The following is a 13,652-nucleotide window of genomic DNA, read 5'->3' as shown; positions in this document are numbered from 1 at the left end:
CGCCGGAAAATCGATCACATCTGTCCGGGCGGGGCAAGGTCAAAAATACGACCGCAAGCAAGTTGAGAAGTCTTTGGTAAAATCAGGCCGGCGGCGCTGGGTGATGCCGCCGGCCCTGGCAATGTCACTTCGGTGTCACGTCGAAGCCGAACCACTTTTCCGAGAGCGTCTTGATGGTGCCGTCGGCCTTGGCGGCGGCAATCGCCTTGTTGAATTCCTCTTTCAGCTCGGAATCGCTCTTGCGCAGGCCAACCGAGCTGCCGCGGCCAAGAAAGCCGCCCTGGAAGCGCGGGCCGGCGGTTGCCATGTCTTCGTTGCCCGGTTTTTGCGATGCCGTGGTCAGATAGGCCATGGAGGCCATGACGAGGTCGACACGGCCGGCCTTGAGATCGAGGTCGTGCTCTTCGGTCGTTTTGTATTCGCGAACCTCGACGACACCCTTCAGATATTTGTCAACAAAGGCTGCGGCCGTCGATGCGGTCTGCACGCCGATCGTCTTGCCCTCAAGCATCGGCTTCAGCTTGTCAATTTCGGCGGCCGCACCTGCTTCGTCGCTTGCAAGCGAAAAGACCTGGCCCTTTTCGGGCATGTGGGCGAGATCGCTGGATTTGGACGTTGCAAATGCCTGGCCCGTCGAGCCGTAGGAGTCGCTGAATGCAAACACGTCCTGTGGCTTGCCGTCCTCTTCGACGAGGCCCTTGTGGAGGAAGACGACGCGGCTGGAGACGTCGCGGGCAAAGCCCATCTCGTGCGTGACCACGAGCATTGTGCGTCCTTCCTCGGCAAGCGCGCGCATGACGCGCAGGACTTCACCGACGAGTTCCGGATCGAGCGCTGAGGTCGGTTCGTCGAAGAGCATGACCTTCGGTCGCATCGCCAGCGCCCGGGCGATTGCTGCGCGCTGCTGCTGGCCGCCGGAAAGATGGGCGGGATAGAAATTCCGCTTCTCGGCAATGCCGACCTTGGCAAGCAGAGCCTCGGCCTCTTCGACGCTTTCGGCGCGGGGCCGGCCCTGGACGTGAATAGGCGCCTCGATGACATTTTCAAGCACGGTCTTGTGGGACCACAGATTGAAGCTCTGGAAGACCATGCCGAGCTGCGAGCGGATGCGGTCGACCTGCCTGCGATCGGCCGGACGGCTGCCGCCCCTGCCGTCAGCCGCCATACGGATCGTCTCACCGGCCACGGTGACCTCGCCGGAATTTGGCGTTTCGAGCAGGTTGATGCAGCGCAGAAAGGTCGATTTGCCGGAACCGGAGGAACCGAGAATGGAAACGACATCGCCTTCGTGGGCGTCGAGCGAGATGCCCTTCAACACTTCGACGGGGCCGAAGCTCTTGTGCATGTCCTTGACGCTGAGTGCGATCGGCGAAGGGGAGGGCATTGCCGCGGTCATCGCGCGTCTCCTTCAATGGGTGCGGTGGAAAGGCCTGCCGGAGGATGTGGCACGGGCTGGCGCAGGTGCGGGCTCAGCCAGTATTCGAGAAGATGGACCAGCCGCGTCAGCAGGAAGTTGATCGCGAGATAGATGGCACCTGCGACGACGAAGACCTCGATGGCACGGTAGGTCTCGGAGATAATTTTGGCGGCAACACCGGTTACCTCCATAAGCGTTATGATGGAGGCAAGCGAAGTTGCCTTGACCATCGATATCATTTCGTTGCTGTAGCCGGGCAGCGCTTGACGAATGGCAAGCGGCAGGAGGATGCGTCGGAACTGCATCAGGCGTGGCATGCCGCAGGCCCGGGCTGCCTCGATCTGCCCGAAAGGCACCGACAGGAGGCCGCCGCGGATGATCTCGCTGCCATAGGCGGCCGTGTTCATCGTCAGCGCCAGAACGGCGCACCAGTAGGGCTCGCGCAGGAAGGGCCAGAATAGGCTGTGGCGGACTGCTGGAAACTGCCCAAGACCGTAGTAGATCAGGAAGATCTGTACGAGCAGCGGCGTGCCGCGGACGATGAAGACGTAGCTTCGTGCGAACCAGTCGAGGGCTGTGATGCCGGAGAGCCGGCAAAGTGCCAGGGCAAGCGCGAGGATTGCGCCAAGTGTGATCGATGTCGCGGCAAGCTCCAGGCTCAACGGGATCGCGGACATGAGGCTCAAGAAGGTCTCGAAGAGAAATTGCCAGTCCATCAGCTTCTCCTCACACCGCGCGAAAAGTGCTGCTCGGCGCGGCGCATGAAGAGACCGGAAACCGTCGAGATCAGCAGGTAGATTGCGCCCGCGATGAGATAAAAATCGAATGGCAGGCCGGTCGATCCCGCCGCCACCTGGGTCTGGCGCAACAACTCGGCGACACCGGTAATCGAGACGAGCGCCGACTCCTTCAGTACCACCTGCCAGACATTGCCGAGCCCCGGCAGTGCGTGGCGCAGCGTCAGCGGCGCGACGATCCGCCGAAAGCGCAGCCATCGGCTCATGCCGCACGCGATCGCTGCTTCGATCTCGCCGGCATGCACCGCCTTGAACGCGCCACGGAAGACCTCGGTAAACTGCGCCCCGGAGGTGACCGCGACGGCGAGCGACCCGGCGAGGAAGCCGGGAAAGCCGACGAAGCCCTGGGCACCAAAGAGCTGGCCGACGGCGGTGACAACGGCACTGCCGCCGAAATAGAAGAGATAGATCACCAGGAGATCGGGAATTCCGCGCAGCACGGTCGTATAGGTGTCGGCTGCGATACGAAGCCCGCGGCTTCCCGATATCTTGGCCCAGGCTCCGAAGGACCCGATAACCGCGCCGATCGAATAGCCGGCAAGTGCGATCAGAATTGTCATCCATGCACCGGCAAGCAGTGCCTTGCCCCAGCCGTCCGGGCCGAAACTGACCAGTTCCAGGATGCCGGGCTGGTTCATGGCGCCTGCCTTTTGCATTTTTCTTGAGGAGCTGGAAACAACATGTCACCCATCACGGAAAAGTCGGTGGCGGAATAAGGCGACGGTCTGCCGCCGCCTGGAACAAGATCAATTCGTCTCGAAGGATGGCGTGAGGTCGATCTTGCTCCAGTGTTCGGAGAGCTTCTTGATCGTGCCGTCCTTTGCAGCGGATCTGATGGCTTCGTCGAATTTCGCCTTCAGATCTGCTTCGCCCTTGCGCATGCCAAGGGCGACTTCCGTGGCGAGCATGGCGCCCTTTATCAGCGGTCCCGACATTATCAGTTCGTCGTTGCCAGATTTTGCAAGTACGGAGGTCGCATAGACGCCGCTGTCAAAGCCGGCATCAATGCGGCCTGCCTTCAGGTCGAGGTCGCGTTCGCCGGAATTCTTGTAGGCGCGCACCGTGACATTGCTGCCGAAGTAAGCATTGATCAATTGTTCCTGGCTGGTCGACTGGACAACACCGACGGTCTTGCCGTCCAATGCCTCGCCGATCTTGGCCATGACGGGATCGGCCTTGCTCTTGTCGTTGAGGTTGAGCTTCTGTCCGGTCATCGGCAGCGAAGCGACAGGACCGTTCTTCAGCAGAATGAAGCTTGCAACGCCACTGGCGTATGGAACGGTGAAATCGACAACCTGCCGGCGCTTTTCATTGATGCCAAGCGTCATCACCAGATCGAACTTGCCGGCATTGAGGCTCGGGATCATGGCGGTCCACTCGCCGGGAGTGAGCTCACACTCCACTTTGGCCCGGGCGCACAGATCGTTGATCAGGTCGACATCGAAGCCGGCGAGCTTGCCGCTGGAATCCATCATGTTCCAGGGTGGAAAGGCGCCTTCTATGCCGACCTTCACATGTGTCCAGTCCTTGGCCTCGGCAGCAATTGCAGCCGTGCTCAAAACGGCCGCCAGACCGAAGAGAAGCAGATTTTTCCTTTTCATGACATCATTCCCCTTTTTTATTGCGGTTCGCTGTTCAGGCATCAAATGCAGATCTCAATGCGGCATTGGCCTTACGAAGAGCGTGGGCGATGCGATTGCGGGTCTGCCGGGCATGAACGACATAAAATGGCGTGTCGGGTGCGTGCTCGGGCAGGCCGGCCAGTTCGCGCAGGCCTTCCAAAGCCGGCCAAGGCGGATGCGGCAGAGCTGAATCGTGATGGAAGCGATCGCCGCGCGTATAGTTCAGTGGCACGAGCTGGCGGGACGCGCGCATCAGCGCTGCGTTGAGACGCTCGGCCTGCTTTAGGCAGCCACCGCTCGCTGCCAGGACTGCCTGGGCATTGCGCCGGAGCTCGGCAATCGCGTCGGCAATCGGTGCGAGATCGAGGCGGCCGCCAATGGCGGTACTCAGCCGCGCCAGCTCCTCTTCAAGCGAGGCGGCGTAGACCGTGTAGTCCAGCGGCAGAACGGGGGAGATGAGCAGGCGCTCGAGAACTTCGGTGATGATCTGTGTGTCGCGCCGCAGATTGTCCGGGTCGATATGGTCGATGGTGTCATGGGCAGTGTGCCACCACCAACCGAGCGCCGTCAGCATCTTTATCGGTTCGGGAGGCTGATGGCTCAGGCTGCCGAACATCGATGGAATACCGATGCCCCAGAAGGACTGGTCGGCCGCGCGGCCGTGACGTCGGCCGGCATGGCGCTGGCCGGTGATTTTCTCGATCGCCTCGGCCGCCAGCGGTCTGAGCTCGTCGATCACGCTGGAATTGCTCAAAATCGCCGCGCCCTTGCCACCCGTCGAGTCGACATTGACGTGGACGGCGCAACGGCGCTCGAGATCATCGAAATATTCGTCGGCATACCAGGCTGAGCCGGAGTAGCGCCCATGCGAATGACCCGACCAGAAGCAAATGCGCAACCCGCGCTTCCAGCTCGACGCCGCTTCGCCCAGCAGTCGTGCTGCCTCCAGCATCGTCGCATTCGCGCCGCCATTGTCCATGACGCCGTAGTGCCAGGTGTCGTGATGACCCGACAAAAGTATGAACGGATCGTCTGCCCCTTTACCGGGGGCGGGCATCTCGGCCACCAGCAAAGGTGTCTTGGTCCAGCGGGTGTCGACCTCGGCAAACAAGACGGCCTTGACGGTTTGGCCGTCTGCAAGGCGTTTGCGCAACGCGGCGCCGTCATGTGCGTCGATCGAGCAGATCACGGTCGCAGGAAGGCGGTCGCGGGTATGCTGGGAGGGGTTTCCCCACACGGGCGAAACGCACATTTCATAGAGATGCTCGGTAGGACTGATATGGAGCTGGCCGCGCGCGCCGGCCGCACTTGCCAGCGCCGCGACCTCTTCGGTTGCAATGCCATCCACGAGAACGATCTTTCCAGTCACCTCGGCCTGCGAAAAATCGGCTTCGGTGCCTTCGCCGACATGAACGAGTTCGGCGCTGATGCCCGCAGGAGGGCTGGAAGCGGACATCGAATGGGTGATGCAGCGAAGAGCTGCGCCGTCGATTTCCACCTTTGCCTGTCCCGGCAGGCTGATGAAGGCCTCGTGAAACAGCAGCTCGGTGCGATAGCCATAGCTTTTCATCTGCCGGTTGAGGTAGTCGAAACTTTCCAGCTCCTCAGGCGTTCCGGACAGCTTGACGCGTCGGGAAAACTCCCAAAGATGCGCCATCAGGCGCCCGACATCGGGTTGTGTGAGCTCGTCAGGCATGTCGTTTCTCCGGCAGCGGCGGCTGCACGTCATCCGGGATAGGATTGACGAAGGGTGTCCCGTCGAGGCGGGCTTTGAGGTCGGCCTTGGCGGCATCGATGAGGGACGGGTCGCAGATCAGATCAACGGCCGTGCTTGCCATCACCTTTGCTGCATGTTCGGTGCCCTTATGGGCGGCCGGAAGCTTGCCCTGTGCGACAAGCTGCCAGGAATGGCCGGGTGTACCGATCGCATAAGTCGCGCCGCGCATCTGCACGGTCGGAACGACCCAGCTCACGCTGCCGACATCGGTCGAGCCGACGATAGAGCCGTCTCCGGAATACAGCGGGATTATCTCCTCGCAAAGCGGTTGATCCTTATTCGGTTTCAAGCCGAAGCGGGCATAGGAAGACGCGACATCCTCCGCACTCATCGTCTGCTGGAACGTGCGGGCGGTTTGTTTGTCATTTTCGTCAAAAACGGGAGGGCCGAGACGCTGGAGATGGGCAAACATCCGTTCTTCCAGCGGGGTATTGCCGACCAGGTTCGCATCGCCGCTGAGGATCTCGCTGCGGACCGACGTCTCGGTCATCAGCGCTGCCCCCTCGGCGACTTTTTTGACGCGCGCAACAAGCGACAAAAGTTCGGGCAAAGTGCGGGCGCGGATGAGATAGCGCACGGTCGCGCGGGCCTGGACGACGTTTGGCGCTGCGCCTCCGGTATCGGTCACGGCATAATGAATGCGGGCCGTCGATGGCATATGCTCGCGCATGTAATTGACGCCGACATTCATCAGCTCGACGGCATCGAGCGCACTACGGCCGAGATGCGGTGTCGCGGAGGCATGCGAGGCGCGGCCGGTGAAATGGAAGTTGAGTTCGTTGCAGGCAAGCGAGATCGGATTGTTGACCCCGGCAAAGGCAGCCGGGTGCCATGAAATGGCGACATCGACGTCGTCGAAGACGCCGGCGCGCACCATGAAGCCCTTGGAGGAGCCGCCTTCTTCGGCCGGGCAACCATAATAGCGCACGCGTCCCTTCAGGCCGTTCTGTGCAAGGAAATCCTTGACTGCAGCGGCCGCAAGCATTGAACCGGCGCCTAAAAGGTTATGACCGCAACCATGACCATTGCCGCCGGCAATTGCTTCGCGCTGCTCGGCAAGGCCTGCCACCTGGCTGAGGCCCGGCAGCGCGTCGAACTCGCCGAGAATTGCAATAACCGGTCCGCCCTCCCCGGCCTCTCCCAGGACGGCTGTCGGCATCCCGGCGAGGCCGCGTTCGACGCGAAAGCCTTCCTGTTGCAGGAGCCGCGCATGTTCGTCTGACGAGCGATATTCCTCATAGTTCGTTTCCGGCAGATCCCAGATGCGATCGCTGAGCGCAAAGAAGATTTCGCGCTTGCCTTCGACGATGTCCCATACGCTGTCCGAGTTTTTCATGGCTTTCAAAACGGCTTCTTATCGCTTAGTATCCAAAATTGGCGCCAATTTAGGATACAAAAGATTTTTGCGCAATGCGTGGGCATGAATAAAATTTGAACAGGGTCGAAATTGTCTGGCTGCCTACAGAAACTGAAGGCGCCGTGATATCCGTTTCGAAAAAGGGAGTCTTGAATGGCAGACGTTTTGATGGGGCCGAAGCCGGAGATCGGAAATTCGAAAGACGTGACCGATCTTGTCCTCCAGGATATTCTGGCGGGCGTGCTTCTTCCCGGCACCTGGCTCAAGCAGATCGATCTCGAGCGACGCTACAAATGCACGCGGCCGGAAGTCCGCCGAGCGCTCGATCGCCTTGCGCAGAAGCGGCTGGTCGAGCATGTGCCCAATCGCGGCTATCACGTTTACGAGCCCGACGGCCGCCGCGCCAGGGAGGTAAGCGAAATCCGTATCATTCTTGAAACCGCGGTTGCCGGCACGATCGTCAAGAATGCTTCTGCTGACGATCTCGACACGCTCCGGAAGCTAGCGGTCCATTTCGACCGGATGGTCCTTGATGGTACGATGCTGGAGCTTTACGAAGCCAACCTCGCCTTTCACAGGCAACTTCTGGTTCTTGGCGGCAATCAGGAGCTTGTCGACCTTATTGCGGAAATTCGCCAACGAACCTCCTCGGCGCCCGTCGCTCAATGGCGCACGCGCGCCCGCATCGAACAGTCCGGCCGCGAACATCACCTGATGATCGACGCCATTCAGCATAAGGACGCAGAAGAGCTCAAGCGACTGGTAAGGCAGCACATCATTCAGAACTGACCGTTGCGCGTGGGCCGGACTGCATGCGGGTCTACCGGCGTGCAGCCCAGGCAAGGCCGCGGCGAAGAATGAGACGCATGTACGGATGGTCGAATTCGGCTGCGACATGGCCGAGTGCCGAATAAAAGACGCGGCCCGCGCCAAAGTGGCGTTTGAAGACCACCGGCATTACGACATTGCGGGCCGCCTCGTCATATTCGCCGGTGAACGTGGTAGTCGCCAGAATTTCAACGGATGGATCGTAGTGCAGGTAATACTGCTCCGAGTGGTAGTCGAAGTCCGGAATGCCCTGCATCAGCGGATCGTTTTGTCGGCTCACATTCACGCGGAAGTCGATGATGTTGCCCGGATGAGAAACCCAGGTGACGCCCGAAACATAGCGGAACGGCGCACTCTCCTTGAAGGATGTCGCGAGTGCGCCATGATGACCGCCGAGGCCAAGACCGTCACGAACAGCCATGACCAGCGCATTGGCATGCGCCTTTTCCAACTGCTCCCCGGTGATGATCGGAACAAGCAGATCGGCTTTAGCAATCACCGGCGAGCCGAAGATGTCGAGATCGCAGGTAATTTCAACTAAGAAGCCGTCTTCCCGCAAAAGTTCGCCGACGACGCTTGCGCATGCTTCCGGTTCGTGGCCCTGCCAGCCGCCCCAAACGATGATCGCTTTGCGCATGCCCTGCCTCCCGGCTTTCGATGGTTAGGTCGTGACGTCGTGGCTTTTCCAACCAGATAGCGCTCGATTTCATCGACCGCAAGCCAGGTCGCTTCGATTGCCATCACACGATTTAGTCTTGACGGCGGCAAGGGACCGCAGTCAGCTCGAGGATTATCTGTGGGAGGAATTTTGAATGCTGAAATCCTTTGAACATATCGGCATGACGGTAAGCGATATGGACCGTGCCGTCGCCTTTTATTGCGGCCTCCTCGGCCTTCGGCTGCATCTGCGCAAGACGATGCCGGATGGCTCGCACGTTGCTTTTCTCGATGCCGGCGGTGGCATGCTGGAGGTCTTCGCGCCTGCAAGCGGGGCGGTGCGGGCAACCGACGTTCCCGAGGGTGCCGCCGGTCTGCGCCACCTCACCTTCCTGTTCGGCAGCGTCGCTGAAACCTTCGCAAAGCTCGAAGCGGCCGGAGTTGAGGTGAAGGAGCGCCCGCGTCTTGCTTACAACTCCGAGGTTCTGCACAAGGTCGCTTTTCTGCGCGATCCCGACGGCATCCTCATCGAGCTCGCCGAGCGGACGGATTGAGGCAGTTGCTGGGCAACAGTAATATCTGAGCGGCGCTGCTGTTTCCCGCGTGATACCGCGCTTCCGGTCTGAGGCGAAGTAAGGCGAAGTAACAACTCCGTAAGCGAAATCTGGCAACCTTCAGACGAATATTTCTCTCCATTTAGTTGGGTGTCATGGTTTACAACAAGGAAGATTGGATCAGCCAGCGCGCATACGCCATATGGGAGGCGGAGGGACGCCCCTGCGGGCGCGAGGCCGAAAACTGGCAGCAGGCGGCGGCCGAGTTCGAACAGCTCCAAATGACCAAGGCGTCCATCGATGGAACTGACCTGATCGCGATGCTGCGCGCCACCGGACGTCTGATGCGCGCCAGCGAAAATGACCAGGCTCGGATCATTCAAGAGCGCGCCACGATCGCCAAACGCTAGCGATACCAGCACCTATTTCGGGAACAAATTCCTGCTCCTTGCGTTTTGTGCAGTTCGGTTTGCACTCCTGGGAGGGTCATATCGGCAATGCGAGCCATCAGACTGCTGTCGACGATCCTTACCCTCTTCATCGTTTTCGGTCTCGCATTCTTTTTTCTTGCCTGGCGCCCCGAAATCAAGCCGCAAAACCCTTCAGAGACCATGCGCTTCGATAACGCCCTGATCGCCAAGGGAGCCAGCCTCGCGGCGGTCGGAAACTGTATCGCCTGTCATACGTTCCCGGGAAAGGAAGCTTTTTCCGGGGGGCTTAAACTGGCGACGCCTTTCGGGATTATTTATTCGACGAACATCACGCCGGACGATGAAACCGGTATCGGACGCTGGAGCGAGGCTGCCTTCCAGCGCGCCATGCGCGAAGGAGTGGATCGAAAGGGCGATCATCTTTATCCGGCATTTCCCTATGATCATTTTACCCGCGTCACCGACGAGGACAACAAGGCACTCTATGCCTTTTTGATGACGCGCACGCCCGTCAAGGCGACGGCACCCAAAAACGAGCTGCCGTACCTCCTGCATGTCCGCCCCATCCTTGCCGCCTGGAAACTGGTCTTCTTCGACAAGGGCGCTTTCACGCTCGATCCGCAGAAAAGCGAGGAATGGAACCGCGGCGCCTATCTTACCGAAGGCCTCGGCCACTGCGGCGCTTGCCACACGCCTCGCAACGCCTTTGGTGCCGAGGAGCGCGGCAGGCACTTCGGCGGCGGCGAGGCGGAAGGCTGGCAGGCTTATGCGATTAATGCGCAAAGCCCCTCGCCGATCCCGTGGGACAAGGAGTCGCTCGCGTTCTATCTGCGTCATGGCTACCACGCGTTCCACGGCGTCTCGCGTGGTCCGATGGCTGAAGTCACCGGCAATCTCGGTGCGCTTCCCGACAGCGATATCAATGCAATCGCAGCCTATGTCGCCTCGATCATGGGCGAACCGTCTGGCGAACGCGTTCAAAGGGGCGAAGAGCTGAAGAAGCAGTTCTTTCCGGAGCAAGATGGCATAGTGACGGCGGCGATTGACGAGAACAAGGCGTCGGCCGAACTTGCCTCTCATCCGGGTGCAGCCATCTATGGCGCGGCTTGTGCGACCTGTCATGAATCCGGCCGCGCCGCGCCGTTTGGAGGACTGAATTTCAATCTCAGCACCGCCGTCAACGCGCCCAATCCGCAAAACATTGTCAATGTCGTGCTTTTCGGCCTGCCACCGGCCGACGGTGAGCCAAGCGCCGTGATGCCCGGCTTTGCCGGGGCATTGAACGACAAGCAGATCGCCGATCTGCTCGATTTCATGCGCCAGCGCTTTACGACGGGCGATCCTTGGCCCGATCTGCTGCAACGCGTCAACCGCACGCGGTCCGGTGAATATTTTGTCGCCGTCCGCCCCTCGGAAGGAATTGAACGAGCGCCGTCCAATGTCGGCGCGAAGGAGCTGAGATGACAACGCTCAACGTCAACGGACACACCCACGAGGTCGCCAGCGAGCCCGACACGCCATTGCTTTACGTGCTTCGCAACGATCTTGATCTCAACGCCGCAAAATTTGGCTGCGGCCTTGGCCAATGCGGCGCCTGCACCGTCATGGTCGACGGCCAGGCGGTGCTTTCGTGCGTGACGCCGCTCATCGTCGTCGAAGGCAAGGAAATCGTGACTGTGGAAGGGCTTGGAACAGCTGAAAAGCCCGGACCGCTGCAGGCCGCCTTCATCGAGAAACAGGCGGCGCAATGCGGCTACTGCATTCCCGGCATGATGATGAGCGCAGCAGCGCTTCTGAAGCAGAATGCCACGCCGACTGACGAGGAAATCCGATCGGCGTTGCGGACCAATCTCTGTCGCTGCGGCACCCATATGCGCATCCTTGCCGCCATCAGGCGCGCGAGTGAACTGATGAAAGCTGTCGGGCTTCCGGCCGCCAAAAGGAGTGCCGGATGATGGATATTCTCACCAGACATGAAATGAGCCGGCGCGGCCTGCTTGCTGGTACCGGCGCTCTCATCGTCAGCTTCTCCACGATCCGTGCGCTGGCCCAAGAGATACCGAGTGCGGCGCCCGAAAAACCGAAGTTGCCGGGCAGCCTGGATGACGACCGCTATCTCGATAGCTGGATAAGGATCGATTCTGACGGCAAGATCACCGTGTTTACCGGCAAGGTGGAGCTTGGACAGGGGATCGGCACGGCCCTCATCCAGGTCGCCGCAGAGGAACTGGAAGTCGATCCCTCAGAAATCACGCTCGTGACCGCCGATACGGGGCGCACGCCCGACGAAGGGTTTACGGCAGGCAGCCAGTCGATGCAGAACAGCGGTACTGCCATCCGCAACGCAGCCGCGCAGGTTCGCGGGCTGCTGATCGCCGAGGCAGCGCGCCGTTTTAACCTGCCCCCAGACCAGCTCAGGGCGAAAAAGAAAAGCGTCTCCGGGCCGGACGGCAGATCGACGACCTATGGCGAGCTGGTGTCGGGCCAGTTCCTGCACGTCGAAGCCCAGCCGCAATCGCAACTGAAACAACCCGATGCGCTGAGCATCATCGGCCGTGATGTGCAGCGCATCGACATCCCGGGCAAGGTCACCGGTGCTGCAGCCTATGTGCAGGACCTGCGCCTCGAAGGAATGGTGCACGCGCGCGTAATCCGTCCGCCGAGCTATGGCGCCACATTGAAAGACATCGACGCCACGGCGGCCGCCGCCATGGCTGGTGTCATCTCGGTCATCCGCGACGGCAGTTTCCTTGCCGTCGTGGCGGAGAAAGAATGGCAGGCGATCAAGGCCATGCGCGCCGTCGAAAAAGCGGCGCAGTGGGACGAACCTGCAACGCTTCCGGAACAGACCGATCTTGCCGCTGCTCTCACAGCTCTGGAAAAGGATGTCGGCACAGTGGCCGAATCCGGCCATCCGAGCTTCCCGAACGGCGCGATCTACGAGGCAACCTTCACGCGGCCCTACCAGATGCACGGTTCGATCGGTCCTTCCTGTGCGGCCGCGCATCTGAAGGCCGACGGCAGCCTTGATATCTGGTCGCACACGCAGGGGGTTTTCCCCGATCGGGGTGCGATTGCCCAGATGCTGGCGATGCCGGAGGAGAAGGTGCGTGTCATCCACATGGAAGGGTCCGGCTGCTACGGGCACAACGGCGCTGACGACGCAGCTGCCGATGCAGCACTCATCGCCATGAAAATTCCCGGCCGCCCTGTGCGTGTCCAGTGGATGCGCGAGCAGGAGCACATGTGGGAACCTTACGGGCCTGGCATGGTGTCCAAGGTCCGGGCATCGCTCGATGCAAGCGGCAGGATCGACAACTGGACCTATGATGTGTGGAGCAATACCCATAGCACGCGCCCCGGCAATGCCGGCTCGCTGCTTGCCGGCCGCGCCAAGGAACAGCCGACGCCCTTAGAACCGCCGAAACTCAGCATCAGTCCCAATGGCAGCGGCGATCGAAATGCCGATCCTCTCTATGCGATCCCGAACCGCCGGGTGCTGTGGCATTTCCTGCCCGACATGCCGCTACGGGTTTCGGCGCTGCGCGGCCTTGGTGCTTATGCCAATGTCTTCTCGATCGAAAGCGCCATGGACGAGCTGGCTATTGCCGCCAAAGCCGATCCTGTCGAATTCCGCCTGCGTCATCTGGAAGATGATCGTGCCAGCGACGTCGTGAAGCTCGCGGCCGACAAATTCGGCTGGGGGAGGGGCGAAGTGCCTTCCGGTCACGGTCGCGGCTTTGCTTTTGCGCGTTACAAGAACCGTGCCGCCTATCTGGCGGTCGCACTGGAAGCGAAGATCGAGCGCGAAACCGGCCGTGTGCAGGTGCTGCGCGCCGTTGCCGCCATCGATGCCGGTCAGGCCGTCAATCCCGACGGGATCCGCAACCAGACGGAGGGCGGCATCCTGCAATCGATCAGTTGGACGCTCTATGAAGCCGTCACCTTCGATCGCACCCGCATTACCAGCACCGATTGGGCGAGCTATCCGATACTGCGCTTCGGGAGCGTTCCAGAAAGCGTCGAAGTGCATATTCTCGATCGGCCCGGTCAGCCCTTCCTCGGCACAGGCGAGGCGGCGCAGGGGCCGACCTGTGCAGCACTCGCCAACGCAATCCGCAATGCGACGGGAAAGCGGCTGGTCGATCTGCCGTTATCGCGCAACAGGGTGAAGGAAGCGACCCGTCTCGGCTGATAAGAACCTTAGCCGGC

At 60.7% G+C, this 13,652-nt stretch carries 12 protein-coding genes and 2 pseudogenes; 6 read left to right on the top strand and 8 right to left on the bottom strand.

Annotated elements, in window-relative coordinates; all coding sequences use genetic code 11:
- Nucleotides 1–124 precede the first annotated feature (124 nt).
- The 7 genes and pseudogenes from QA644_RS33330 to QA644_RS33300 form a co-directional block, all read right to left on the bottom strand.
- Nucleotides 125–607, bottom strand: a pseudogene (locus QA644_RS33330) (transporter substrate-binding domain-containing protein); the annotation flags it as partial.
- A 51-nt stretch (nt 608–658) separates the two neighbouring features.
- A pseudogene (locus QA644_RS33325) lies at nt 659–1,384 on the bottom strand (ATP-binding cassette domain-containing protein); the annotation flags it as partial.
- Between the two features lie 8 nt (nt 1,385–1,392).
- Nucleotides 1,393–2,133 (bottom strand): ABC transporter permease, encoded by a 741-nt coding sequence (locus QA644_RS33320; RefSeq protein WP_283073232.1) that lies wholly within the window; start codon nt 2,131–2,133, stop codon nt 1,393–1,395.
- The gene (locus tag QA644_RS33315) at nt 2,133–2,852 is read right to left on the bottom strand and encodes an ABC transporter permease subunit (protein WP_194731833.1); all 720 of its coding nucleotides are present in this window, start codon (nt 2,850–2,852) and stop codon (nt 2,133–2,135) included. Before QA644_RS33315 ends, QA644_RS33320 begins: the two co-directional genes overlap by 1 nt.
- 108 nt (nt 2,853–2,960) lie before the next feature.
- Complete coding sequence (locus QA644_RS33310) at nt 2,961–3,815, bottom strand: transporter substrate-binding domain-containing protein (protein WP_283073231.1); 855 nt, start codon at nt 3,813–3,815, stop codon at nt 2,961–2,963.
- Between the two features lie 34 nt (nt 3,816–3,849).
- The gene (locus QA644_RS33305; RefSeq protein ID WP_283073230.1) at nt 3,850–5,532 is read right to left on the bottom strand and encodes a M28 family peptidase; all 1,683 of its coding nucleotides are present in this window, start codon (nt 5,530–5,532) and stop codon (nt 3,850–3,852) included.
- A complete protein-coding gene (locus tag QA644_RS33300) occupies nt 5,525–6,949 on the bottom strand; it encodes a M20 family metallopeptidase (RefSeq protein ID WP_283074083.1) in 1,425 nt (474 codons plus the stop codon). Before QA644_RS33300 ends, QA644_RS33305 begins: the two co-directional genes overlap by 8 nt.
- Nucleotides 6,950–7,123: 174 nt before the next feature.
- Between QA644_RS33300 and QA644_RS33295 the strand changes: the two genes are divergently transcribed.
- Nucleotides 7,124–7,759: a GntR family transcriptional regulator gene (locus tag QA644_RS33295; protein WP_239602447.1), complete on the top strand. Its 636-nt coding sequence runs from the start codon at nt 7,124–7,126 to the stop codon at nt 7,757–7,759.
- A gap of 31 nt (nt 7,760–7,790) precedes the next feature.
- On the opposite strand, the gene QA644_RS33290 is transcribed toward QA644_RS33295, so the two are convergent.
- Nucleotides 7,791–8,435 (bottom strand): ThuA domain-containing protein, encoded by a 645-nt coding sequence (locus QA644_RS33290; protein WP_239602449.1) that lies wholly within the window; start codon nt 8,433–8,435, stop codon nt 7,791–7,793.
- A 175-nt stretch (nt 8,436–8,610) separates the two neighbouring features.
- On the opposite strand from QA644_RS33290, the gene QA644_RS33285 reads away from it, so the two are divergent.
- The 5 genes from QA644_RS33285 to QA644_RS33265 all read left to right on the top strand — a co-directional run bounded on the left by QA644_RS33285 (nt 8,611) and on the right by QA644_RS33265 (nt 13,635).
- Nucleotides 8,611–9,009, top strand: a complete 399-nt coding sequence (locus QA644_RS33285; RefSeq protein ID WP_074072951.1) for a VOC family protein — start codon at nt 8,611–8,613, stop codon at nt 9,007–9,009.
- A gap of 155 nt (nt 9,010–9,164) precedes the next feature.
- A complete protein-coding gene (locus QA644_RS33280; protein WP_239602452.1) occupies nt 9,165–9,419 on the top strand; it encodes a DUF2934 domain-containing protein in 255 nt (84 codons plus the stop codon).
- 201 nt (nt 9,420–9,620) lie between these two features.
- Nucleotides 9,621–10,904: a cytochrome c gene (locus QA644_RS33275; RefSeq protein ID WP_283074082.1), complete on the top strand. Its 1,284-nt coding sequence runs from the start codon at nt 9,621–9,623 to the stop codon at nt 10,902–10,904.
- Nucleotides 10,901–11,395, top strand: a complete 495-nt coding sequence (locus QA644_RS33270) for a (2Fe-2S)-binding protein (RefSeq protein ID WP_283073229.1) — start codon at nt 10,901–10,903, stop codon at nt 11,393–11,395. Before QA644_RS33275 ends, QA644_RS33270 begins: the two co-directional genes overlap by 4 nt.
- Nucleotides 11,395–13,635, top strand: a complete 2,241-nt coding sequence (locus QA644_RS33265) for a molybdopterin cofactor-binding domain-containing protein (protein ID WP_283074081.1) — start codon at nt 11,395–11,397, stop codon at nt 13,633–13,635. The genes QA644_RS33270 and QA644_RS33265 overlap by 1 nt, the downstream gene beginning before the upstream one ends.
- Nucleotides 13,636–13,652: the final 17 nt, after the last annotated feature.

It is taken from the genome of Rhizobium sp. CC1099 (genome assembly GCF_029714385.1).
In the GTDB taxonomy this organism is placed as follows: Bacteria; Pseudomonadota; Alphaproteobacteria; order Rhizobiales; family Rhizobiaceae; genus Rhizobium.
This window is presented reverse-complemented; position numbering and strand designations above follow the sequence as displayed.

Excerpts from the sequence above, each read along its gene's own strand:
- QA644_RS33295 (WP_239602447.1), top strand. The coding sequence starts at position 7,124 with ATGGCAGACGTTTTGATGGGGCCGAAGCCGGAGATCGGAAATTCGAAA.
- QA644_RS33310 (WP_283073231.1), bottom strand. The coding sequence starts at position 3,815 with ATGAAAAGGAAAAATCTGCTTCTCTTCGGTCTGGCGGCCGTTTTGAGC.
- QA644_RS33290 (WP_239602449.1), bottom strand. The coding sequence starts at position 8,435 with ATGCGCAAAGCGATCATCGTTTGGGGCGGCTGGCAGGGCCACGAACCG.
- QA644_RS33275 (WP_283074082.1), top strand. The coding sequence starts at position 9,621 with ATGCGCTTCGATAACGCCCTGATCGCCAAGGGAGCCAGCCTCGCGGCG.
- QA644_RS33265 (WP_283074081.1), top strand. The coding sequence starts at position 11,395 with ATGGATATTCTCACCAGACATGAAATGAGCCGGCGCGGCCTGCTTGCT.
- QA644_RS33305 (WP_283073230.1), bottom strand. The coding sequence starts at position 5,532 with ATGCCTGACGAGCTCACACAACCCGATGTCGGGCGCCTGATGGCGCAT.
- QA644_RS33300 (WP_283074083.1), bottom strand. The coding sequence starts at position 6,949 with ATGAAAAACTCGGACAGCGTATGGGACATCGTCGAAGGCAAGCGCGAA.
- QA644_RS33315 (WP_194731833.1), bottom strand. The coding sequence starts at position 2,852 with ATGAACCAGCCCGGCATCCTGGAACTGGTCAGTTTCGGCCCGGACGGC.
- QA644_RS33280 (WP_239602452.1), top strand. The coding sequence starts at position 9,165 with ATGGTTTACAACAAGGAAGATTGGATCAGCCAGCGCGCATACGCCATA.
- QA644_RS33285 (WP_074072951.1), top strand. The coding sequence starts at position 8,611 with ATGCTGAAATCCTTTGAACATATCGGCATGACGGTAAGCGATATGGAC.
- QA644_RS33320 (WP_283073232.1), bottom strand. The coding sequence starts at position 2,133 with ATGGACTGGCAATTTCTCTTCGAGACCTTCTTGAGCCTCATGTCCGCG.
- QA644_RS33270 (WP_283073229.1), top strand. The coding sequence starts at position 10,901 with ATGACAACGCTCAACGTCAACGGACACACCCACGAGGTCGCCAGCGAG.